The organism is Nonomuraea sp. NPDC048826 (assembly GCF_043198225.1).
Taxonomy (GTDB): domain Bacteria; phylum Actinomycetota; class Actinomycetes; order Streptosporangiales; family Streptosporangiaceae; genus Nonomuraea.
Map to the genome: position 1 here is coordinate 795,826 of NZ_JBICUQ010000003.1, position 20,452 is coordinate 816,277.

Annotated in this window: 21 protein-coding genes; 8 read left to right on the forward strand and 13 right to left on the reverse strand. The window is 72.4% G+C overall.

Annotated elements, in window-relative coordinates; translation table 11 throughout:
• Position 1: 1 nt before the first annotated feature.
• Both rfbB and ACGFI7_RS14065 read right to left on the reverse strand, forming a co-directional pair.
• Entirely contained in the window at positions 2 to 937 is a 936-nt protein-coding gene (rfbB, locus tag ACGFI7_RS14060) for a dTDP-glucose 4,6-dehydratase (RefSeq protein WP_393403645.1), read from the reverse strand.
• Positions 934 to 2,001, reverse strand: a complete 1,068-nt coding sequence (locus tag ACGFI7_RS14065; RefSeq protein WP_393403647.1) for a glucose-1-phosphate thymidylyltransferase — start codon at positions 1,999 to 2,001, stop codon at positions 934 to 936. Before ACGFI7_RS14065 ends, rfbB begins: the two co-directional genes overlap by 4 nt.
• 137 nt (positions 2,002 to 2,138) lie before the next feature.
• Between ACGFI7_RS14065 and ACGFI7_RS14070 the strand changes: the two genes are divergently transcribed.
• The 6 genes from ACGFI7_RS14070 to ACGFI7_RS14095 all read left to right on the forward strand — a co-directional run bounded on the left by ACGFI7_RS14070 (position 2,139) and on the right by ACGFI7_RS14095 (position 8,191).
• On the forward strand, positions 2,139 to 3,104 hold the full coding sequence (locus ACGFI7_RS14070; protein WP_393403649.1) for a helix-turn-helix transcriptional regulator: 966 nt from the start codon (positions 2,139 to 2,141) through the stop codon (positions 3,102 to 3,104).
• A gap of 93 nt (positions 3,105 to 3,197) precedes the next feature.
• Positions 3,198 to 4,178, forward strand: coding sequence for an ATP-binding cassette domain-containing protein (locus ACGFI7_RS14075; protein WP_393403651.1), 981 nt, complete (start codon positions 3,198 to 3,200; stop codon positions 4,176 to 4,178).
• Positions 4,175 to 5,008 carry an ABC transporter permease gene (locus ACGFI7_RS14080; RefSeq protein ID WP_393403653.1) on the forward strand — a complete coding sequence of 278 codons (834 nt, stop codon included), beginning with the start codon at positions 4,175 to 4,177 and terminating at the stop codon, positions 5,006 to 5,008. The genes ACGFI7_RS14075 and ACGFI7_RS14080 overlap by 4 nt, the downstream gene beginning before the upstream one ends.
• Before the next feature lie 252 nt (positions 5,009 to 5,260).
• The gene (locus ACGFI7_RS14085; RefSeq protein WP_393403655.1) at positions 5,261 to 5,923 is read left to right on the forward strand and encodes an LmbU family transcriptional regulator; all 663 of its coding nucleotides are present in this window, start codon (positions 5,261 to 5,263) and stop codon (positions 5,921 to 5,923) included.
• Between the two features lie 180 nt (positions 5,924 to 6,103).
• Positions 6,104 to 7,549, forward strand: coding sequence for an acyl-CoA carboxylase subunit beta (locus ACGFI7_RS14090; RefSeq protein ID WP_393403657.1), 1,446 nt, complete (start codon positions 6,104 to 6,106; stop codon positions 7,547 to 7,549).
• Between the two features lie 12 nt (positions 7,550 to 7,561).
• Positions 7,562 to 8,191 (forward strand): DNA-binding response regulator, encoded by a 630-nt coding sequence (locus ACGFI7_RS14095; RefSeq protein ID WP_393403660.1) that lies wholly within the window; start codon positions 7,562 to 7,564, stop codon positions 8,189 to 8,191.
• Here the strand turns inward: ACGFI7_RS14095 and ACGFI7_RS14100 are convergent.
• The 6 genes from ACGFI7_RS14100 to ACGFI7_RS14125 are packed head-to-tail and all read right to left on the reverse strand — an operon-like array spanning position 8,185 to position 13,651.
• The gene (locus tag ACGFI7_RS14100) at positions 8,185 to 8,718 is read right to left on the reverse strand and encodes a flavin reductase family protein (protein WP_393403663.1); all 534 of its coding nucleotides are present in this window, start codon (positions 8,716 to 8,718) and stop codon (positions 8,185 to 8,187) included. The genes ACGFI7_RS14095 and ACGFI7_RS14100 overlap by 7 nt on opposite strands.
• Entirely contained in the window at positions 8,718 to 10,001 is a 1,284-nt protein-coding gene (locus ACGFI7_RS14105; protein WP_393403665.1) for an activator-dependent family glycosyltransferase, read from the reverse strand. Before ACGFI7_RS14105 ends, ACGFI7_RS14100 begins: the two co-directional genes overlap by 1 nt.
• A gap of 2 nt (positions 10,002 to 10,003) precedes the next feature.
• The gene (locus ACGFI7_RS14110; RefSeq protein ID WP_393403667.1) at positions 10,004 to 11,257 is read right to left on the reverse strand and encodes a P450-derived glycosyltransferase activator; all 1,254 of its coding nucleotides are present in this window, start codon (positions 11,255 to 11,257) and stop codon (positions 10,004 to 10,006) included.
• The gene (locus ACGFI7_RS14115; protein WP_393403669.1) at positions 11,254 to 12,177 is read right to left on the reverse strand and encodes an alpha/beta fold hydrolase; all 924 of its coding nucleotides are present in this window, start codon (positions 12,175 to 12,177) and stop codon (positions 11,254 to 11,256) included. The genes ACGFI7_RS14110 and ACGFI7_RS14115 overlap by 4 nt, the downstream gene beginning before the upstream one ends.
• A complete protein-coding gene (locus ACGFI7_RS14120) occupies positions 12,174 to 13,214 on the reverse strand; it encodes a methyltransferase (RefSeq protein ID WP_393403671.1) in 1,041 nt (346 codons plus the stop codon). Before ACGFI7_RS14120 ends, ACGFI7_RS14115 begins: the two co-directional genes overlap by 4 nt.
• The gene (locus ACGFI7_RS14125; protein WP_393403673.1) at positions 13,214 to 13,651 is read right to left on the reverse strand and encodes a SnoaL/DnrD family polyketide biosynthesis methyl ester cyclase; all 438 of its coding nucleotides are present in this window, start codon (positions 13,649 to 13,651) and stop codon (positions 13,214 to 13,216) included. The genes ACGFI7_RS14120 and ACGFI7_RS14125 overlap by 1 nt, the downstream gene beginning before the upstream one ends.
• Before the next feature lie 119 nt (positions 13,652 to 13,770).
• On the opposite strand from ACGFI7_RS14125, the gene ACGFI7_RS14130 reads away from it, so the two are divergent.
• A complete protein-coding gene (locus ACGFI7_RS14130; protein WP_393403676.1) occupies positions 13,771 to 14,631 on the forward strand; it encodes a class I SAM-dependent methyltransferase in 861 nt (286 codons plus the stop codon).
• A gap of 100 nt (positions 14,632 to 14,731) precedes the next feature.
• On the opposite strand, the gene ACGFI7_RS14135 is transcribed toward ACGFI7_RS14130, so the two are convergent.
• From ACGFI7_RS14135 to ACGFI7_RS14155, 5 genes are read right to left on the reverse strand one after another with little or no spacing between them, the layout of a single operon-like run.
• The gene (locus ACGFI7_RS14135) at positions 14,732 to 15,715 is read right to left on the reverse strand and encodes an acyltransferase domain-containing protein (RefSeq protein WP_393403678.1); all 984 of its coding nucleotides are present in this window, start codon (positions 15,713 to 15,715) and stop codon (positions 14,732 to 14,734) included.
• Between the two features lies 1 nt (position 15,716).
• Entirely contained in the window at positions 15,717 to 16,748 is a 1,032-nt protein-coding gene (locus tag ACGFI7_RS14140) for a ketoacyl-ACP synthase III family protein (protein WP_393403680.1), read from the reverse strand.
• A complete protein-coding gene (locus ACGFI7_RS14145; protein WP_393403683.1) occupies positions 16,745 to 17,935 on the reverse strand; it encodes a ketosynthase chain-length factor in 1,191 nt (396 codons plus the stop codon). The genes ACGFI7_RS14140 and ACGFI7_RS14145 overlap by 4 nt, the downstream gene beginning before the upstream one ends.
• Positions 17,936 to 17,940: 5 nt before the next feature.
• A complete protein-coding gene (locus tag ACGFI7_RS14150; RefSeq protein ID WP_393403685.1) occupies positions 17,941 to 19,200 on the reverse strand; it encodes a beta-ketoacyl-[acyl-carrier-protein] synthase family protein in 1,260 nt (419 codons plus the stop codon).
• A complete protein-coding gene (locus ACGFI7_RS14155) occupies positions 19,197 to 19,517 on the reverse strand; it encodes an antibiotic biosynthesis monooxygenase family protein (RefSeq protein ID WP_393403688.1) in 321 nt (106 codons plus the stop codon). The genes ACGFI7_RS14150 and ACGFI7_RS14155 overlap by 4 nt, the downstream gene beginning before the upstream one ends.
• 144 nt (positions 19,518 to 19,661) lie before the next feature.
• Here ACGFI7_RS14155 and fabG point away from each other — a divergent pair, with 144 nt between their 5' ends.
• A complete protein-coding gene (gene fabG, locus ACGFI7_RS14160) occupies positions 19,662 to 20,444 on the forward strand; it encodes a 3-oxoacyl-ACP reductase FabG (RefSeq protein ID WP_393403691.1) in 783 nt (260 codons plus the stop codon).
• Positions 20,445 to 20,452: the final 8 nt, after the last annotated feature.

A 20,452-nucleotide genomic window follows, 5' to 3' on the forward strand; every position in this document is an offset into this window, starting at 1 on the left:
GTCACTCCTCGTGGCGGGCCCGCCGTTCGGGATGGTCGGCGTACCAGCGGACGGTCTCGGCCAGCCCGGACGCGAACCCGACCCTCGGCCGGTAGCCGAGTGCGCGCAGCTTGGCGTCGTCCAGGGAGTAGCGCCGGTCGTGGCCCTTGCGGTCCTCGACGTGCTCGACCATCTCCCAGCCGGCGCCGCACTCCGCGAGCAGGCGTTCGGTCAGTTCCAGGTTGGTCAGCTCGGCCGTGCCGGCGACGTGGTAGACCTCGCCGGGCAGGCCCTGCTCGGCGACCAGGCGGATCGCCGTGCAGTGATCGCTGACGTGGATCCAGTCGCGCACGTTGCGGCCGTCCCCGTACAGCGGGACCTTGCGCCCGTCCAGCAGGCGGGAGACGAACAGCGGGATCATCTTCTCCGGGTACTGGCACGGCCCGTAGTTGTTGCCGCAGCGGGTGATGGACACGTCCAGCCCGTGGGTGATCGCGTAGGCGCGGGCGAGCAGGTCGCCGCCCGCCTTCGAGGCCGCGTACGGCGAGCGGGGGAGCAGCGGGGCGTCCTCGGTCCACGAGCCCTCGTCGATCGTGCCGTACACCTCGTCGGTGGAGACCTGCACGACCTTCGCCACCGCGGCCTCCAGGCAGGCGTCGAGCAGCGTCTGGGTGCCCAGCACGTTGGTGCGGACGAACACGGCCGCGCCCTCGATCGAGCGGTCCACGTGCGACTCGGCGGCGAAGTTGACCACCAGGTCGTGCCCGGGGACCACCTCCTTCAGCAGTCCGGCGTCGCAGAGGTCACCGTGCACGAACGTGTGCGGCACGCCCTCCAGGTTGGCCCGGTCGCCCGCGTAGGTGAGCTTGTCGAGCACGGTGATCTCGGCGTCGGGCAGGGACCGGGCGAAGTGCGAGCCGATGAAGCCGGCGCCGCCGGTGACCAGGATCCGTCTCATGAGCTCAGCTGGACCTGGCTGTGGTCGCCCAGCACCAGCCGGTGCGCGCGGGGCGTGTCGGGCGCGGGCGTGACCTGGACCTCGTGGCCGATCAGCGACGCCTCCACCCGGGAGACCCCGGTGATGGAGGCCCGGGGCAGCATGATCGAGTACTCGATCTCGCTGGCCACCACCGCGCAGTCGGGCGAGATCGAGGTGAACGGCCCGACGTAGCTGCCCGAGACCCGGGAGCCGGTGCCGATGATGGCGGGGCCGACGACGCGGGAGCGCTCGACGACCGCCCCCTGCTCGACCACGACCCGGCCGATCAGCTCGCTGTCCCCGTCGACCCGGCCGTCCACCCGGCTCTCCAGCGACTCCAGCACCAGGCGGTTGACCTCCAGCATGTCGGTGACGTTGCCGGTGTCCTTCCAGTAGCCGGAGATGGTGAGCGACTCCACCCGGCGGCCTTCCTCGATCAGCCACTGGATGGCGTCGCTGATCTCCAGCTCGCCGCGGGCCGACGGCTTCAGGTCGGCGACCGCCTCGTGGATCTCCGGGGTGAACAGGAAGACGCCGACGAGCGCCAGGTCGCTCTTGGGCCGCTGCGGCTTTTCCTCCAGGCCGACCACCCGGCCGGTCTCGTCGAGCTGGGCGACGCCGAACTGGCGCGGGTCGTTGACCCTGGTGAGCATGATCTGAGCGGACGGCCGGTCCCTGGCGAACCGGGCGACGATGTCGTCGATGCCGCCGACGATGAAGTTGTCGCCGAGATACATGACGAAGTCGTCGTCCCCGAGGTAGTCGCGGGCGATCAGCACCGCGTGGGCGAGCCCGAGCGGTTCGCGCTGCCGCAGATAGGTCACCTCGAGGCCGAACCGGGAGCCGTCGCCGACGGCGTCCTCGATCTCGGCTTGGGTGTCGCCCACGATCATGCCGAGTTCGCGGATCCCGGCGGCGGCGAGCGCCTCCAGGCCGTAGAACAGCACGGGTTTGTTGGCGACCGGCACGAGTTGTTTGGCGGAGGTGTGTGTGATGGGGCGCAATCTGGTGCCCGAACCTCCGGCGAGCATGAGTCCCTTCACCTGAAGAATGATAAAAATCGCGGGCGGCCCGGCGTAATGGGGCACATTCATCTCCACACGTGAAGGAATCATATTGACGCGTATTCCCGGCTGGATCGCGGCCGGATTCTGACCGCAATGCGTGCCACGATGGCGTCATGGCCAACACGCCTCAGCGCATGCTGCGTCTGCTGTCCTTGCTCCAGCACAGCCGCTACTGGTCGGGGGCCGAGCTGTGCGAGCGCCTGGAGATCAGCCCCCGCACCCTGCGCCGCGACATCGACCGGCTGCGCGAGCTGGGCTACCCGGTGCACGCCACGCCGGGCGCGCACGGCGGCTACCAGCTGGAAGCGGGCACGGCCATGCCGCCCCTGCTGCTCGACGGCGAGGAGGCGGTGGCCGTCGCGATCAGCCTGCGCACCGCGGCCGGCGGCTCGGTGGCCGGCATCGAGGAGACCTCGGTCCGCGCCCTGGCCAAGCTGGAGCAGGTGCTCCCCGCCCACCTGCGCAGACGGGTGTCCACGCTGCAGGACTACACCGTGCCGATCACCGCGCCGGGGCCCGTCGCGGACCCCGAGTGCCTCATGGTGATCGCGCAGGCGTGCCGCGACCGCGAGCGGCTCCGGTTCGGCTACGCCACCCGCGACGGCGCCGAGAGCAGCCGGTTCGTCGAGCCGTACCGGCTGGTCCACGTCGCCAGGAAGTGGTACCTGATGGCCTGGGACCTCAAGCGGGACGACTGGCGCACCTTCAGGGTCGACCGGCTCACCGCGCCCTACCCGACGGGGGAGCGCTTCGGCCCGCGCGAGCTGCCCGCCGAGGACGTGGCCGCCTACGTGGCCGAGTCCATCACCTCGTCGCTGGCCCGCTACCGGGCACTGATCACCTTCCACGCGCCGCTCGCCCGGATCGCCGAGCGCATCAGGCCGCGCGACGGCATCCTCACCGAGGTCGACGAGGACACGTGCATGCTGCGCACCGCCGCCGACTCGCTGCAGTGGCTGGCGCTGACGGTCGGCATGTTCGACGTCGAATTCGAGGTGCACGAGCCGCCGGAATTGATCGCATACATCCGCATGCTGTCCGGCAGGCTCGACCGGGCCGTTTCCGGCGGGGGCGGATAACGCGGTCGAGTCTCCGTGGAGAATCGCTGGAGAATGCGTCCCGCCGGACAATGCGGCCAGGAACTGACCGCGCCCGCGGCTATGGTCGGAAACATGACGAGTAACGGCACGCCAGCTATACGAACCGCAGGCCTGCGGAAAAGCTTCGGCGAGACGAAAGCCGTCGACGGGATCGACCTGGAGATCCCGCCAGGCGTCGTCTACGGCGTACTCGGCCCCAACGGCGCCGGGAAGTCGACGTTGATCCGCATGCTCGCCACGCTGCTCCAGCCCGACGGCGGCAGCGCCGCCATCTTCGGTCACGACGTGGTCGGCGAGGCCGACCAGGTACGCCGGCGCATCAGCGTGACCGGGCAGGCCGCCTCGGTCGACGACGCGCTCACCGGCACGGAGAACCTCATCCTCATGGGCCGGCTCCAGGGCTACGGCCGGCAGCGCGCACGGGAGCGCGCGGCCGAGCTGATCGCGGCCTTCGACCTGGACCACGCCGCCGACCGGCTGGTCAGCACCTACTCGGGCGGCATGCGCAGGCGGCTGGACATCGCCGCCAGCATGACGGTCACCCCCGACCTGCTCTTCCTCGACGAGCCCACGGCCGGGCTGGACCCGCGCAGCCGCAACCAGGTGTGGGACATCGTCAAGGCGCTGCTCGAGTCCGGCACCACGATCCTGCTCACCACGCAGTACTTGGAGGAGGCCGACGAACTCGCCGGCCGCATCGCGGTCATCGACCATGGCAGGGTCATCGCCGAAGGCCCGTCGAGCGAGCTGAAGGCGTCGGTCGGCTCGGCCGCGCTGCACGTGCGGCTGCGCGACCCCGGGCAACGTCCCCGGGCCGAGGAACTGCTGGCACGCGAGCTCGACGCGCCGGTGCGCCTGGCGGCCGACCCGGCCCGCCTGTCGGCCGGGGTCGACGACAGCGCACGCGTCATCCGGGCCCTGGGCGCCCTGTCCGGGGAGTCGATCGAGACCGTCGAGTTCGCCGTGCGGCAGCCCAGCCTCGACGAGGTGTTCCTGACGCTCACCGGCCGCGAGGCCGAGGAAGCGCCGGTCAGGGAGGAGAGCAGAGCATGACAGCGTCCACCCCGCGCATCGCGGATCCCGTCCGGGCGGCCGTGTCGGTACGCGAGCGCCCGCCGCGCGCGAGCGCCCTGTCGGCCACGGTCACCCACCTGTGGCGCGGCGCGATGGCGTTCAAGCACTTCCCGGCCCAGCTCATCGACATGATGCTGCTGCCGATCATCTTCCTGCTGCTGTTCACCTACATGTTCGGCGGCGCCTTCGCCGGCTCCACCCAGGAGTACCTGCAGTTCTTCCTGCCGGGCATCGCGGTGCAGAGCGTCATCCTGATGACCGTCTACACCGGCACCGCGATCAACACCGACATCAACAAGGGCGTCTTCGACCGGTTCCGCACGCTCCCGTTCTGGCAGCCCGCGGCCATCGCCGGCAACCTGCTCGGCGACGTGATCCGCTACGTGATCGCCCTGTCGGTGACCATCGGGCTGGGGCTGCTGCTCGGCTTCCGTCCCGGCGGCGGTCTCCCGGGCGTGCTGGCGGCGATGGCCGTGCTGATCGTGTTCGGGTTCAGCGTGAGCTGGATCTTCGCCGCGATCGGCGTGGTGGCCAGCGTCCCCGAGCGGGTCTCGGGCACCAGCATGATCGTGATCTATCCGCTGGTGTTCACCAGCAACATCTTCGTCCAGCCGGACACGATGCCGGCGTGGACGCAGACGCTGGTGCAGCTCAACCCGATCAGCCACGCGGCCACGGCGTCGCGCGCGCTGATGCACGGCACGGCGGGCTTCTGGGACGTCATGTGGGCGCTGATCATCTCGGCGGCGATCACCCTGGTGTTCGCGCCGCTCGCCGTCCGCCTCTACCGCAACAAGAACGCGCGCTGAGGCTCTTTCGCGGGGACCCGGGAGGTGCGCGGACGTCTGACCTCCCGGTGTTTTCGCAGGACCTCGCGTATTTCCGGCTCTCCGTTTCCGGGCGCGCGCGAATTTGTCGCGTTCCTGTCCGGAAGGCGCCGTACGCCGACGTATTCCGAATCGCGTTTAGCCTGCTCCGTCGCGGATAACTGTGGATGGATGTTCACGTAGCGGCCGGGGTGACCCTGCGGCCGGCCACCGACTACGGAGAGCCCGACCTCCATGAACGCAGACATCAACAATCACGAAAGGAATCTGGGCGGACTGCCGCGGTTACCGCAGGCGGATTCAGGCGGGGGAATCCGCGAGAGCGGACCGTACGGCCGGGGCCGGCTGGGGATGGACACCGGCGTCCATGCGGGAGCCGTCGAGCTGCGCATGCCGATGGGACTGACCCTCGAATCGTGGCGGCGCGTCGGACAGCACCTGAAGAGGATCACGGAGTCCTCCGCGTGGTGGCTGGGGGATTGGCTGGTGTACGGGGAGCGGGCCTTTCCGGACCGCTACCGCCTGGTGATCGAGGAGACCTCCCTCGACTACCAGACGCTGCGCAACTACGCCTGGGTGGCGCGGAAGTTCCCGGCGTCCCGTCGACGGGACGGACTCAGCCTGCAGCACCACGCCGAGACGGCCTCCTTGCCCGAGCACGATCAGGACTGCTGGCTCACCCGGGCGGAGAAGGAGAAGTGGTCGGTGAAACGCCTCCGCCGGGAACTGCGTGAACGTCGCAGGTTGCGCATGGGCGGCGGGCGGCGACCCGGACAGGTCGTCATACCGTTGGACACCGAGCGCGCGGAGCGCTGGGCACAGGCGGCGGACGCGGCCGGACTGCCGCTGGTCGACTGGATCGCGGAGACCCTGGACGAGGCCTCGACCGGCGACTGACCCGGAATAGGGAAGAGGCCGGGCCGTCTTGCCGGCGGCCCTGTTTCCGGCTGCCTTTCCGATGAAATCTCAAACACATTTCCGGCGGCCCGCCCAGCAGGTTGACATTTCGGAACGGGCGATGTTTGCATTGCATTCCGATAACAAGTGAACGATTAACGGGAAATGCGGAGTATTGCGATGACATCAGTCGCGCAGCAGATTCGCGACATCGACGTCCGCCGCCGCATCGACATGCTGGCCGACCCCGGTTCCTTTCTGGAATTCGGCAGTCGCGCCCGGCACCGGGTCACCGCTTTCGGCATGGACGCCAAGCGGCCCGTCGGTGATGGAGTGGTGACGGGAAACGCGACCATCGGCGGCCGCCCGGTAGGGCTGTACGCGCAGGACTCGGCCGTCCTCGGCGGCTCGCTCGGCGAGATGCACGCCGCGAAGATCGTGGGAGTCCTCCGCCAGGCGGAACGCGCCAGGATCCCGGTGGTCGGGCTCCTCGACTCGGGCGGCGCCCGCATCCAGGAGGGGCTGGCGGCGCTGGACGGCTACGGGGCCATCTTCCGGGCGAACGCCCAGCTCTCCGGCCGGGTGCCGCAGCTCAGCCTGATCCTCGGCTCGTGCGCAGGCGGGGCGGTCTACTCGCCCGCCCTGACCGACGTGGTCATCATGCTGCGCGACGGCGCCCACATGTTCCTCACCGGCCCCCAGGTCGTCAAGGCCGTGACGTTCGAGGACGTCACGCCGGGCGAGCTCGGCGGGGCGGAGGTGCACACCCGCCAGTCGGGGGTGGTCCACCTGGTGGCGGACGACCCCGCGGAGGCGATGGACCTGGCCCGCAGGGTGCTGTCGTATCTGCCCGACTCGTGCTGGTCCGAGGTGCCCATGGCCGAACCGGTCGGGCCCGGAGTCCTGCCCGAACTGCCGGACAACCCGCGCATCGCCTACGACGTGCGCCGGGTGATCGACGGGATCGTCGACGGCGGCAGCTTCCTCGAACTCCAGGCGCGCTTCGCCCGCAACCTGGTCATCGGCTTCGCCAGGATCGAGGGCCGCGCGGTCGGCATCGTCGCCAACCAGCCGCAGGCCCTCGCGGGCGCGCTGGACATCTCGGCGTCCGAGAAGGGGGCGCGGTTCGTCCGCCTCTGCGACGCCTTCGGCGTGCCGCTGGTGACGCTCGTGGACACCTCCGGCTTCCTGCCCGGCACCAAGCAGGAGTCGAACGGGGTGATCCGCAAAGGCGCCAAGCTGCTGTACGCCTTCTCCGAGGCGACCGTGCCGCGGCTGACCGTGGTGCTGCGCAAGGCGTTCGGCGGGGCCTACATCGTGATGAACTCCAAGTCGCTGGGCGCCGACGCGGTCTTCTGCTGGCCGCGGGCCCAGATGGCCGTCATGGGGGTCGAGGGGGCGGTCGACATCGTCTACCGGCGCGAGCTGGGCCGCGACCCGTCCGCCCGCCCGGACCTCATGGCCGACTACGAGCGCGAGGTGATGGCCTCCCATCTCCCCGCCGAACGGCTGTCGGCCGACGAGATCATCGAACCCGGGCAGACCAGGTCCGTCCTGGCCGCCACCCTGCGCACGCTGGCCAGTGCCGTGCGCCCCCGCTTCCGCCACGACAACCTTCCGCAGTGATGGGGTATCGACATGCCGGCCAGAAGAGACGACGTGATCCGGGTCATCGTCGGTGAGGACATGGACATGGTCAGGGGCGCCCTGGTCGCCCTGCTGGAGCTCGAGTCCGACATCGAGGTCGTCGGCGCGGTGCCCGCGGGCAAGGAGATCGTCGCCACGGCCAGGCACCGCAACCCGCAGGTCGCGGTCATCGACGCCGACATCAACGGCAAGGACGGGCTGGAGGCCGCGGTCGAGCTCAAGGAGAACCTGCCCGGCTGCGAGACCCTGCTGATCAGCAGCCTCGCCAAGCTCCCCACCGTGCGGCAGGCGCTGTCGGCGGGGCTGGGCGGGCTGATGCTGACGAAGTCGTCGCCCGAGCGGCTGGCCGACGCCATCCGGCGGGTCGCGGCCGGCGACCGGGTCTTCGACCCCGACGTGACGCTGGCCGCGTGGGAGTGCGTCGACTGCCCGCTGACCGAGCGCGAGCTGGAGGTCCTGCAGCTCACCGCGGAGGGCGACGAGGCCAAGGAGATCGCCGGCCGCCTGTTCCTCTCGTCGGGGACCGTACGCAACTACCTGACGGTCATCGTGAGCAAGCTGAAGGCCCGCAACCGCATCGACGCCATCCGCATCGCCAGGGAAGCCGGCTGGATCTACTGAGCGTCCCCGTCCGGGACGAACTGCCCGAAGCGGCCCTGGTGGTAGAGGAGCGGCTCCGCGGCCCCCGCGATCCGCGTGCCGAGGACCAGGCCGACGACCAGCACGTGATCCCCGATGTCCGTCGTGGTGTACGGCGCGCAGGTCAGATGCACGGCGACGCCGTCCAGCAGGGGAGTGCCCAGGGGATCGGTGTGCCAGTGCGTCGGCGGGGCGAACCGGTCGCCGTTCGTCCGGGCGAAGCGGGCCGCCAGGTCCGCCTGGTCGCCGGAGAGCACGTTGACCGCGAACCGCTCCGCCTTGCGCAGCCACGGCCACGTGGACGACGACTGGCCGATGTAGAACGACACCAGCGGCGGCCGCAGGCTGACCGAGGAGAACGAGGTCGCGGTCAGCCCGACGGGCACGTCGCCCACCGCGGCCGTGACGACCACGACCCCGGCCGCGTGCCCGGCCAGCGCCCGGCGGAACTGCTCCTCCCCGGCGTGGCCGTCCGGCAGGTCGCGGTTCATCGGCGGGTCGCCGCCCATCAGCCGGACGGGCTCAGCGGGGCGCGGTGATGGGCCGCCGTCAGGTCCTCCAGCGTCGGCACCACCTCGTTCGGCGTCGGGCAGTCGAGCATCTCGTCGCGGATCCGGGCCGCGCCCTCCCTGAAGGAGCTCTCGCTCAGCAGGTGGGCCAGGCTGTCCCTGACGCTGCCCGCCTCCCGGGCCGGTCCCGGCGGCAGGTAGATGCCGGCGCCCAGCTTCTCCAGCCGCCGGGCGCGGTAGACGTCGTCCCACTGCCAGGCCAGGTTCAGCTGCGGCACGCCGTAGAAGACCGCGCTCGACCAGGTGCCCGCGCCCCCGTGGTGCAGCACCGCGGCGCAGTCGGGCAGCGCCACGTGCAGCGGGACGCTGTCCACCACCCGCACGTTGCCCGGCAGGGGACGCAGCCGCTCGCCCTCGGCGACCGTCGCGAGCACCTCCACGTCCAGCTCGGCGACCGCCTCCAGCAGCTCGGCCACCGCGTCCAGCCCGGAGAAGCCCGTCGTGCGCGCGGTCATGCCCTGCGTGACGCACACCCTCGGCCGGTCGGGGGCGGTCCGCGACCACGGCGGCGTCACGGCGGGCAGCGGCCCGTTGTACGGGATGTGCCGCATCGGCACCAGCGGCTGGTCCAGCTCGAAGCGCACGCTCGCGGGCATCTGGTCGATCGTCCACTGGCCGGTGACCACCTCGGGGCTGAACGCGCACCCGTGCCGGGCCAGCGTCCAGGTGAGCCACTCGCGCAGGCCGTCGTCCCGGCGTTCCTCGGGCTCCGGTGCCAGCAATTCCTGGAATCGCTCGTACGCCTGGAGGAAGAGGTCCGGACCCCACAGCAGGCGCGCGTGCGCGGCCCCCGTGACATGCGCCGCGATGGCCCCGGCGAACGTGAACGGCTCCCAGATGACCAGGTCGGGCCGCCACCGGTGGGCGAAGTCGACCAGGTCGTCGACCATGGAGTCGTTGTTGATCTGGGAGTAGAAGGTGGCCGTGAGCATCGTGGTCGAGGCTTCCAGGAAGGCCCGGTCCAGCAGCTCGGTGCGGCCCTCCAGGTAGTCCGTGTTCTGGTGCAGGGCGAACACCCCGGGAGCGGCGGCGGCCATCACCTGCCCGACCCGGTGGTCCTCGCCCACGGGCACGGCGGTGAGCCCCGCCGCGGTGATGCTGCCGGTCAGCGCCGGCTGGCTGGCCACCCTGACCTCGTGCCCGGCGGTGCGCAGCGCCCATGCCAGCGGCACCATCCCGTTGAAGTGGGCGTCCATGGCGAACGCCGTGAGCAGCACGCGCATCGTCATCTCCCCTTCGCCATCGGCAGCTTCAGCACGGCCTGCGCCACGGGCGAGCGCATGCGGCGCAGGAGCGGCCCGTCGGTCTCGATCCCGGGCAGCCGCTCGGCGACGGCCCGCAGCACCTCGGTCGCGATCACCCGGGCCGCCGGGGCCACCAGCGACTCGTATCCGCCGCCCGTCAGCGACAGGCTCGGCCCCGGCTCCCCGGCCAGGTCGAAGTTCCCTGCGCCCGAGGAGGGGTCGTGGTTGGCGGCCTCCACCAGGATCACTACGTGGTCGTCCGCCTCGATCTCCTGGCCCGCGACGGTGAGCGGCCGCTGGGCGATCCGGCTGACCATGCGCACCGGCGGCGCCCAGCGCAGCGTCTCCTCGACGGCGCGGGCGGCCAGGTCCGGGTCCTGCCTCAGGGACGCCCACTGGCCGGGACGGCCGAGCAGCGCCACGACGGCGGCGGTCAGCGTGTTCGTCGCGATCTCGGCCCCGGCCATCAGGTGCAGCAGGCAGACCTCGACGACGTCGGCTCTGTCGTACCCGGTGGCCAGCAGGGCGCTGACCGCGTCGTCCCGCGGCTCCACCGCCCGCTCGGCGACCTGGGCGCGGGCCAGCTCGCGGGCGCGGCCGAGCGCTTCCTCCAGCTCCACGGCCACGGGCAGGCGGGGCGGGCAGAGCACGGCGTCGACCGCGACCCCCAGCGGGGCCAGGTCGCCGGCCGTGACCGGGAAGCCGAGCACCTTCACCAGGGCCTCGGCGACGGCGGGCCTGACCAGGTCGGTGACCAGGTCGAACCGGGGGCCGAGCCGGTCGAGCACCGGCAGGACCGCGCCGCGCACGTCGGCGCGCCACGCCCCGGCCGTCCGGCGGCCCAGCACCGGATCGTTCAGCCCGGCGAGCCGCGCGTACTCGGCCAGCGGAAGCGTGAGCGGCGCGCCGCCCGCAGGGGTGACATGGCAGGTCCGCCAGGTCTCCCACAGGTTCTCCCGTACGTGGTCCTGCCCCGACTCCGGATGGCGGGTGTCCAGGCCCGGCTCGGTCAGCAGGGCGGCGGCCACCCCGGCGTCGGCGGTGACCCAGGCGCCCAGCTCACTGCGGTGGATCGGGCCCCGCTGCCGGATCTCGGCGCCGATGGCGTCCGCGTCGTCGCCCTCCCCGTGCAGCGACCGGGCGAACGGATCGCCGAGTGAGCCGAGCACGAAGTGGAAGCCGCGGACCGTGAGCAGGTGGCGGCCCAGCTCGCTCTCGGTGACGGTGGTGGTCATCGTGAAGCTCCTTCCTTGACGGCCGGCCGACCGGCGCGGCGGGCGTGCTCGCCGATCGCCGCGGCCAGCGGCCGGTGGACGGCGGCGGCCAGCGCGTGCCCCATCTCCGGGATGTCCAGCACCCGGGCGCCGGGGATCAGCTCGGCGACGTGCCGGGCGTGCGGCGGGGGCGCCGCCGGGTCGTGCCCGGCCTGGATCGCCAGCGTGGGCACGGTCACGCCGGCCAGCTCCGCCCCGCGCGAGACCGGCGGCTGGGGGATCATGTGGTGCGTGATCGGCTCCTGGAAGGTGCCCGCGTGGGCGACGGCCCGCAGCTCGCGGCGGCGGAACTCGTCGGCGTCGAACGGCACGCCCGTCCCGTTGAGCAGCCGCCACTTCTCCACCCGGCGCTCCAGCTCGCCCTCCGGCCCGTCCACCGGCTCCGACATGAGCGCGATCACGTCGAGGAAGCGCCGGGTGGGCGGCGGCAGTCCGTCCCCTGAGGTGTTCTGGCCGGACGCGCGCTCGATGGCGGCGTCGAAGTCGACGTCGAGCGCGCCGCCGAGCATCACGGTGAGGCTGAGCAGCCGCTCCGGATGGTCGACGGCGAGCAGCTGGCCGATGGTGTGGCCCAGCGACATGCCGACGACGTGCGCGGCCGTCACCTCCCACCCGTCGAGCACGGCCAGCGCGTCCAGGACGAGCTCGTCGTACCCGTAAGGACGGGCCTGGAAGTCGCACCGGGACGAGCGGCCGGTGTCGCGGTGGTCGTAGCGGACGACGTGGAATCCGTCCGCGGCGAGCAGCCCGACGAACTCGTCGGGCCAGGACATCGCCGACAGGTTGCCGCCCGCCACGAGCAGCATCGGCGGACCGGCGGGATCGCCGAAGTCCTCGCTCCACAGCGTGACGTCGCCACGGGTGATCATGCGCGTGTTCATGGGGCCTCCCCGGCCGGGGCGAGGACGAGCAGGGACAGGTCGAACGGGACGGTGGGGGAGGGCAGGCGATGCACGGACTCCACCTCCAGCCCGGCCCGGGAGGCCAGGTCCCACCAGGCGTCGCGGGTGCGCAGCCGGCCGCCCAGGAACACCAGCATGCGCAGGTCGAGCTCGGTGAACAGCTCGTTGCTCGCGTTCTCCTCCAGGTCGTCCCGCTCGTAGACGAGGATCCTGCCGCCGGGCTCCAGCGACTCGGCGCAGCGTTCCAGGATGCGTACGGCGTCCTCGTCCGGCCAGTTGAGCAGCACGAACGAGAGGATCATCACGTCGGCCGTGCACGGCAGCGGCTTGAAGAAGTCGGCCTCGACGACCTCGGTCCGCCCGCCCAGCCCCGCGGCGGCCAACTCCTCGCGGGCGGCCGCCGCGGTTCCGGGCAGCTCCACGAGGGTGGCCGTCACGTGCGGGGCCAGCCGGCCGATCGCGATCAGGAAGCCGCCGGTGCCGCCGCCGACGTCGCACACGTGCCGGACGCGGCTCCAGTCGTAGGCCGCGGCCGGGGCGTCGTAGGCGACGTCCTGGTCGCAGGCCATCAGACCCTCGAACGACTCGCGCAGGTCGGGACGGTCGGCCAGGTCGTCGTAGAACGGCTTGCCGTAGAAGTCGGCGTAGGTCGGGCGGCCCTCGCGGACCGCGTCCAGCAGCCGGAGGAACCCCACGTCGGCCCTGGCCACGATCTGGTCCATGTCATGCCAGGCCCGCTGGGCGGCCGGGTGGTCGTCGGCGAGCATCAGGCCCACCTCGGTCGGCGCCAGCCGGCCCGGCGCGGGCTCGTGCAGCACGCCCACCGCCACCAGGTGGCGGGTCAGCCGGGTCAGCGCGTCGGGGTCGGTGCCGGTCTCGGCGGCCAGCTCCCGCGGGGTGGCCGCGCCCGCCTGGATGCGGTCCACCAGCCGGAGGGTGGCGGCCACCCGCACCGCCATCGGGGTGTGCAGGCTGCCCAGGCGGATCAGGGTCCTGAGGGCTTCGGTGTCCTTCATCAGGGGCGCCAGCCGCCCTGCTCCGGCCAGGGCTCGCCCAGCTGCCGGTACGTGCCCTGATAGTCGGGCCAGTCACGGTGGTCGCGGATCTTGCCGTCGACGATCCTGATCAGGTGGATCTGCTCGCCGGCGAACTTGCGGCCGGTGGCCGGCATGCCGACCAGGTTGCCGACGTGGCGGCCGTAGAGGACGAGCTTGGCGCGCACCCACTCGCCGTTCTCCTCGTAGCCGACCTCCTCCAGATGGGCCTCGGCGGAGAAGGCGTACTTCAGCCATTTCACCGCCCCGGCGAACGCCTCCGGCCCGCGCGCGTCGGGGTAGTGCTCCAGGGCGCCGGGGTTGAGATATTCGGGGTGGATGTACTCGGCGACGTCGCCGGTTTCTCCGCTGTTGTACGCGTGCACCATTCGGCGGACCGTGTCGATCTGCTGACTCATGGCAAACTCCGTTTCCACGGGAAATGTCCCTTCGATTATTCGCATCGTTGTTTGGCCGGGACAATGTGACTGAACCCGTTCTCGACCGGTTCTCCAGGACCGCTCGAATACTGGTGGGCGTGGACACATCGACGTACAAGAAACAGGTCGCGGACGTCTTCGACACGTCGGCGGCGACATACGACAGGATGGGCGTCGAGTTCTTCACGCCCATGGGCAGACGACTGGTCGAGCTGGCCGCGCCCGCCCCCGGCGAGCGGGTGCTGGACGTCGGGTGCGGCCGCGGCGCGAGCCTCTTCCCGGCAGCTGAGCGGGTGGGCGGGACCGGCTACGTGCTCGGCATCGACGTGGCCCCGGGGATGGTGGCCGAGGCGCGCGCGGAGATCGAGTCCCGCGCCCTCGCCAACGCCGGGGTGCGGGTGATGGACGGGGAGAGACCCGACCTTCCCGACCGGTCCTACGACGTCGTGCAGGGCGGTTACAGCATCATTTTCCTGCCGGACGCCCCGGCGGCGCTCGCGCGCTACGGCGAGCTGCTCGCGGAAGGCGGGAGAATCGCTTTCAGCAGCCCGGTGTTCAAGGCCGGGATATTTCCGTTCCTGCCCCCCGAGTTCACCCCGCTCATTCCCCGCGAACTTCTCGGATATCTGCCGCCGGAATGGCAGCCGGAATCGCTGGTGCGCCGATTCAACAGCTGGCTGGAGCGTCCCGAGGACCTGACCGCGACGCTGGAGCGGGCGGGCTTCGGCGACGTCGCCGTGCTCGACGAGCCGGTGCGGATGACCGCGGCGTCGGCCGAGCAGTGGGTCGACTGGTCGCACACCCAGGGCATGCGGCTGCTGTGGCAGAACCTGCCCGAGCCGCAGGCCGCCGAACTGCGCGAGCGCCTCATCGGCGGGCTGGAGGCGCTGCGGCAGGACGGCGGACCGCTGGTCATCGACGTCCCGGTCCGCTTCGTCACCGCCCGCGTCGCCCGCTAGCGCCCTGGCCCGTCCGGGTCAGGGACGCCAGCGCCCCTGACCGGCCAAGGCCGTCTCCCGGCCGTCGGTTGACCGGCCAGGGCCGTGTCCCGGCCGTCGGTCAGGTCTCCCGGCCGTCGGTCAGGGTGGACAGGGCGGTGGTGAACGCCGTCCTGTCCGCGTCCGGGCCGCCGGCCCGAGCGGGCAGCAGCGGCACCACCGCGCCCGGCCCCTTCCGCACGGCGGGGTGCCTGCGCGCGATCGTGCTCAGCCCCTGGCCGGGACCCGCCTCGACGCAGACGGTGCCGGGGGAGCCGGCCGAGAGGATCTCGTCGAGCGCCGGCCAGAACCGCACCGGCGCCACCGGCTGCCGCGCCCAGTACTCGGGGTCGGCGGCCAGCTCCAGTGTCAGCGGCCGGGCCGCGTACCCGGAGTACAGCGGGATCCGCGGCGCGCTCACCGGCGTGGCCGCGAACCCCGCCACGGCGGGCCCGACGGTGCCGGCCAGCGAAGGACTGTGGAAGGCGATCAGCGTGGGCACCGGCGCGCAGGTGAACCCCTCGGCCCGCAACGCCCGCTCCACCTCGGCCAGCGGCTCGTCCGGCCCGGCCACGATCGTCTGCCGGGGCGCGTTGACCGCCGCCACCACGACCTCCTCGGTCAGCACGCCTTCCAGCGCCGCCACCCCGGCGGAGACCGCGAGCATGCCGCCCGGCGGCGCCCCCGCCAGGAGCCGGACCCGCTCGCGCACGAGGGCCGCGGCGTCGGCCAGCGTGAAGACCCCGGCGAGTACGGCCGCGGCCACCTCGCCGATGCTGTGCCCCAGCATGACCCGGGGCCGCACGCCGTACTCCAGCAGCGTCCTGCCGAGCGCGTAGTCGACGGCGAACAGCAGCGGCTGCGCCCGCGTGACGTGGTCCAGCGGCACCCGGGGGCGCTCGCTCAGCCAGTCGCGGCGCAGCGCGTCGCCTTCCTCGCCGAACGCCGCGAAGACCTCGTCCATGGCGGCGGTGAACCGGGGCTCCTCGCCGTACAGTCCCCAGGCCATCCGCGGATGCTGGGAACCTTGCCCGGGGAACATCAGCAGGACCGCGTCCGTACCCATCTCACGTCCTCCCGTCCGAGTCCGATGCCCACGCGGGGCGGTCCAGCATCTCCACCACCGCGCAGGACCAGCTGAAGCCCGCCCCGACGCTGGCCAGCAGGCACAGCCCGCCCGGCCGGAGCGCCCCGGTGGACACCAGGTGGTCCAGCCCGGCGATCGGGTCCCCGGCGCCGAGGTGGCCGACATGCCTGCTCCACGGCCAGGTGGTCCGCTCGGGCGCGATGCCGAAGGCGGTGAAGAAGGCCGCCTTGAGCCGGCGCCGGCCGAGGTGCGGCAGCGCGAACCAGTCGATGTCGTCCAGATCGGCCCCCGCCTCGTCCAGCGCGCCGCGCAGCGCGGCCTCCTGGCCGGCGCCCACCCGCGCGGCGGTCGCCGCGGTGCCGGTCTCCCGCACGTAGGTGCGCTTGTGCAGGCCGAGGTCCACGGTGGGCTGCTCGTCCGGCGACGGGTCGCCGTAGGGGTCGCCGCCTCGGTGCATGCCCTCCAGTTCAGGATCGGAGACCGTCACCAGGCTGCGCAGTCTCGCGAACCCGGCCGAGCGTGACACGACCAGGGCCGTGCCGCCGTCGGCGTAGACCGTCCCGGGGTCGCTCCGCCAGCGCTCGAAGCCCGGCGGCGTCATCCGGTCGCCTGTCGTGATCAGCGCGCCCGCGCGCGTGCAGCGCCGGGCCAGCTCCAGCGCGGCCATGCCGCCGTTGGAGACCTGCCTGACCTCCATCGCCGGGCAGGTGTTCCCGACCGCGACCCGCTGGACGTACGAGGCGGGCGCCCACAGGTGATGACCCTGGAAGTACAGGCTTGCGTGCAGCACCAGGTCGATGTCCGCGGGGCCCGCGCCGGACCGGTCGAGCGCCGTCCTGGCGGCCCGCGCCGCCATCTCGGGGCCGGTCTCCTTGCCGGCCGTGGCCACCGCGCGCATGTCCGTCGAGGCGGCCAGGCCGGCGTCGGCCGCGCCGGACGCCAGCGCCTCCTCCACCGGGACGGCCGGGGGCAGCCAGGTCGCGCAGCCGGCGACGTACAGGTCCTCGCTCATGCGCGCACGACCATCGCGCTGTTGAACCCGCCGAACCCCCGGGCCACCACCAGCGCGGCGGTGCCGTCCGCCGGCCGGGGAGCGCCGGTCACCAGGTCCACGGGGAGCGCCGGGTCGGCGTCCGTCACGTTCGCGGTCGGCGGCACCACCCCGTCGCGCAGCGCGAGCAGGGCGGTCAGCAGGTCCAGCGGCCCCGCCCCCGAGTACAGCCGGCCGGTCAGCGTCTTCGGGGCGGTCACCGGCACCCCGCGCGGCCCGAACACCGCGGCCAGGGCCTCGGCCTCCGCCGCGTCGAGCTCGGGGACGGCCGCGGCGTCCGCGATCACCATCGCCACCTCGCCGGGCGTCACGCCCGCGTCGTCCAGCGCCGTCTCGATGGCCCGGACCAGGGTGGACGGGCGTCCCGAGCCCGGCGGCGGGTCGAAGCTGGCGCCGTAGCCGGCGATCCGCCCGTACCCGCGCGCGTCCGGCCGGTCGGCCTCCAGCGTGAACATCGCGCCGCCCTCGCCCGGCACGTGCCCGCGCGCCCGCCGGTCGAACGGCAGGTAGGCCGTGGCCGGGTCCTCGCCGGTGCTCAACCGGCCGGAACGCACCTGGGCGGCCATGCCGTACGGGCACAGGGAGGAGTCCATGCCGCCCGTCACCATCAGCCGCGTCCCGGCGGCGACCTTGCGCCGGGCGTGGGCGACCGCGTCCAGGCCGCCCGCCTGCTCCGTCACGAGCACGCCGACGGGCCCGCGCAGGTCGTGCCGGATGGAGATCTGACCGGTGTTGACCGCGTAGAACCAGGCGAACGACATGTACGCGCTGACGTGGTCGGGGCCCTCGCTCCACAGGTTCTGCAGCTCGCGCTGGCCGAAGTCAAAGCCGCCCGAGGCGCTGGCGGTGATCACGCCCATGTCGAGCGGCGCGTCCCGTTCGGCCCCGGACTCCTCCAGTGCCCGGTCGGCGGCGAACAGCGCGTACCGCGTCATCACGTCGGTCTGCGGCAGCAGCCGCGCGGGCAGGTGCTCCTTGGCCACGAACGCGTCGGCGCGCCCGCTCAGCGGGCAGGGCGGCCCGTCCGGGCCGGTGCTGGGCGCCGGGCCGATCCCGCTGCGCCCCTTCAGCACGGACGCCCAGTAGTCGTCGGGGCTCAGCCCGTTGGGGGCGACGACTCCCGCCCCGGTCACCATGACGTCGGTCATCAGGCTCACCCCTCGAATCGGCGCAGCAGCATGGCGCTCTGGAACCCGCCGAACCCGCTGCCCACGGTCAGCGCCGTGCCGACGGGCTGCTCACGTGCGGTCACCGGCACGTAGTCCAGGTCCAGCTCGGGGTCGGGCTCGCGCAGGTTCGCGGTGGGCGGGATCGCGCCCCTGGCGACGGTCAGCGCGACGGCCGCCACCTCCAGCGAGCCGATCCCGCCCAGCGAGTGCCCGATCATGGATTTGATCGAGCTGATGGGCACCCGGTAGGCGTCCGGGCCGAGCGCCCGCTTGAACGCCGCCGTCTCGTGGCGGTCGTTCTGCTTGGTGGCCGTGCCGTGCGCGTTGACGTAGGAGACCTCGGACGGGTCGCAGCGCCCCTCGGCCAGCGCCGCGGTGATCGCCGCGGCCATCTCCGCGCCGTCCGGCCGCAGGCCGGTCATGTGGTACGCGTTGCTGCGCGAGGCGTAGCCGGTGATCTCCGCGTACACCTGCGCGCCCCGGCGCCTGGCGGACTCGGCCTCCTCCAGGACCAGGACCGCGCCGCCCTCGCCCAGCACGAACCCGTTGCGGGTGAGGTCGAAGGGCCGCAGGGCGGTGGCCGGGTCGTCGTTGAGGTTGGAGGTGGCCTTGATCGCGTCGAAGCAGGCGACGGTGATGGGGGCGATCGGCGCGTCGGTGCCGCCGGTCACCATCACGTCCACCAGGCCGTCGCGGATCAGCTCGGCCGCGTACCCGATCGCGTCGATGCCCGAGGTGCAGCCCGCCGACACCACCGACACCGGCCCCTCGGCGCCGGTGGCCCAGGCCAGCTCGGCCGCCATCGAACTCGGCACGAAGTAGTCGTAGAGGTACCGCGAGGCGAGGGTGTGGTCCACCTCCCAGCCGGCGCCGCCGTGACTGATGGCCACGTACTCCGACTCCAGCTTCTGCGTGCAGCCGACCGCGCTGCCGAGCGCCACCCCGGCGCGGTGCGCGGCGGCCTCGTCGATGCGCAGCCCGGCGTCGGCGACGGCCTCGCGGCAGGCGACCACGGCGAACTGGGCCGCCCGGTCCAGCCGCTCGGCGTCGGCCGCGGACAGCCCGGCCAGCTCGGGGTCGAAGTCGCACTCGGCGGCGATCTGCGAACGGAACGGGGACGGGTCGAACGTGCTGATCCCCCGGGTGGCGGTGGTCCCGGACAGCAGGAGGTCCCAGAACGCCTTCACCCCGACGCCGCCCGGGGCGACGACGCCGAGCCCGGTGACGACCACGCGCCTGCTCATGCCGGCTCCGTGACCGCGGTGCGGGTCTGGCGCGTCTCGTACAGGACGGGCTCGCTGGTGGCGAGCGCGCGCAGCGCGGCCGCGTGCGGCTTGAAGCCGGGATGGGCGACCGCGGCGCGGAACGACTCCTCGTCCCGCCAGGCGGCCACGTTGACGTAGCGGCTCCCGTCCTGGCCCGGTTCGAGCGGGCGCAGCAGCTGGTGCCACAGGAAACCCGGGCGCGCGGCCATGAACTCCGACGTGGCGGCGAACGCCCGCTCGAACTCCTCCGCCGGCGCGTGCAGCAGGAACGTGTTCACGAAGGTGACGTGTGGCATGCGGGCTCCTCGGTCTCCTCGGTCAGACAGCGGGTCCGTACAGCACGACGCTGCTGCACCGCTCTCGCGGCCCGGTCGAACCCAGGTCGTCCACCGCCATTCGAGCGCCCGGTGCGAGGCTGGCCGCCACCGAAGGGAGAACTCATGTCCGACCAAGGCCCGCACGCGCTGGTCACCGGCGGCACGAGCGGCATCGGCCTCGCCGTCGCCCGTGCCCTGGGAGGTGACGGCGCCAGGGTGTTCCTGTGCGCGCGTGACGGCGACGCGGTCGCGCTGACCGTCAAGCAGCTGCGGGAGTCCGGGATCGACGCCGACGGGACCACGTGCGACGTGCGCGACCCCGCCGGGATCCGGGATCTCGTCCAGGCCGCGCGCGACCGCTACGGCCCGATCGACATCCTGGTCAACAACGCCGGGCGCGGCGGCGGCGGTGCCACCGCCGAGATCGCCGACGAGCTGTGGCTCGACGTCATGGAGACCAACCTCAACGGCGCCTTCCGGGTGACCAAGGCGGTGCTCACCACCGGCGGCATGCTGGAGCGCGGGCACGGCCGCATCGTCAACATCGCCTCGACCGGAGGCAAGCAGGGGGTCGTGCTGGCCGCGCCCTACTCGGCGTCCAAGCACGGGCTCGTCGGCCTGACCAAGGCGCTGGGCCTGGAGCTGGCCAAGACGGGCATCACGGTCAACGCCGTGTGCCCCGGCTACGTCGAGACGCCCATGGCGCAGGGGGTGCGGCAGCGGTACGCGGACTTCTGGGGGATCACCGAGGACGAGGTGCTGACCCGGTTCGAGAACAAGATCCCGCTCGGCCGCTACTCCACGCCGGAGGAGGTCGCCGGGATGGTGGGCTACCTGGTCTCGGACACGGCAGCGTCGATCACCGCGCAGGCGATCAACGTCTGCGGCGGACTGGGGAACTACTGACAGACCGG

Excerpts from the sequence above, each read along its gene's own strand:
- ACGFI7_RS14105 (WP_393403665.1), bottom strand. The coding sequence starts at position 10,001 with ATGCGCGTGCTGCTCACGGCGTTCGCCATGGACGCCCACTTCAACGGG.
- ACGFI7_RS14110 (WP_393403667.1), bottom strand. The coding sequence starts at position 11,257 with ATGACCACCACCGTCACCGAGAGCGAGCTGGGCCGCCACCTGCTCACG.
- ACGFI7_RS14095 (WP_393403660.1), top strand. The coding sequence starts at position 7,562 with ATGCCGGCCAGAAGAGACGACGTGATCCGGGTCATCGTCGGTGAGGAC.
- ACGFI7_RS14080 (WP_393403653.1), top strand. The coding sequence starts at position 4,175 with ATGACAGCGTCCACCCCGCGCATCGCGGATCCCGTCCGGGCGGCCGTG.
- ACGFI7_RS14070 (WP_393403649.1), top strand. The coding sequence starts at position 2,139 with ATGGCCAACACGCCTCAGCGCATGCTGCGTCTGCTGTCCTTGCTCCAG.
- ACGFI7_RS14120 (WP_393403671.1), bottom strand. The coding sequence starts at position 13,214 with ATGAAGGACACCGAAGCCCTCAGGACCCTGATCCGCCTGGGCAGCCTG.
- ACGFI7_RS14100 (WP_393403663.1), bottom strand. The coding sequence starts at position 8,718 with ATGGGCGGCGACCCGCCGATGAACCGCGACCTGCCGGACGGCCACGCC.
- ACGFI7_RS14125 (WP_393403673.1), bottom strand. The coding sequence starts at position 13,651 with ATGAGTCAGCAGATCGACACGGTCCGCCGAATGGTGCACGCGTACAAC.
- fabG (WP_393403691.1), top strand. The coding sequence starts at position 19,662 with ATGTCCGACCAAGGCCCGCACGCGCTGGTCACCGGCGGCACGAGCGGC.
- ACGFI7_RS14075 (WP_393403651.1), top strand. The coding sequence starts at position 3,198 with ATGACGAGTAACGGCACGCCAGCTATACGAACCGCAGGCCTGCGGAAA.
- rfbB (WP_393403645.1), bottom strand. The coding sequence starts at position 937 with ATGAGACGGATCCTGGTCACCGGCGGCGCCGGCTTCATCGGCTCGCAC.
- ACGFI7_RS14155 (WP_393403688.1), bottom strand. The coding sequence starts at position 19,517 with ATGCCACACGTCACCTTCGTGAACACGTTCCTGCTGCACGCGCCGGCG.
- ACGFI7_RS14090 (WP_393403657.1), top strand. The coding sequence starts at position 6,104 with ATGACATCAGTCGCGCAGCAGATTCGCGACATCGACGTCCGCCGCCGC.
- ACGFI7_RS14085 (WP_393403655.1), top strand. The coding sequence starts at position 5,261 with ATGAACGCAGACATCAACAATCACGAAAGGAATCTGGGCGGACTGCCG.
- ACGFI7_RS14115 (WP_393403669.1), bottom strand. The coding sequence starts at position 12,177 with ATGAACACGCGCATGATCACCCGTGGCGACGTCACGCTGTGGAGCGAG.
- ACGFI7_RS14135 (WP_393403678.1), bottom strand. The coding sequence starts at position 15,715 with ATGGGTACGGACGCGGTCCTGCTGATGTTCCCCGGGCAAGGTTCCCAG.
- ACGFI7_RS14150 (WP_393403685.1), bottom strand. The coding sequence starts at position 19,200 with ATGAGCAGGCGCGTGGTCGTCACCGGGCTCGGCGTCGTCGCCCCGGGC.
- ACGFI7_RS14145 (WP_393403683.1), bottom strand. The coding sequence starts at position 17,935 with ATGACCGACGTCATGGTGACCGGGGCGGGAGTCGTCGCCCCCAACGGG.
- ACGFI7_RS14140 (WP_393403680.1), bottom strand. The coding sequence starts at position 16,748 with ATGAGCGAGGACCTGTACGTCGCCGGCTGCGCGACCTGGCTGCCCCCG.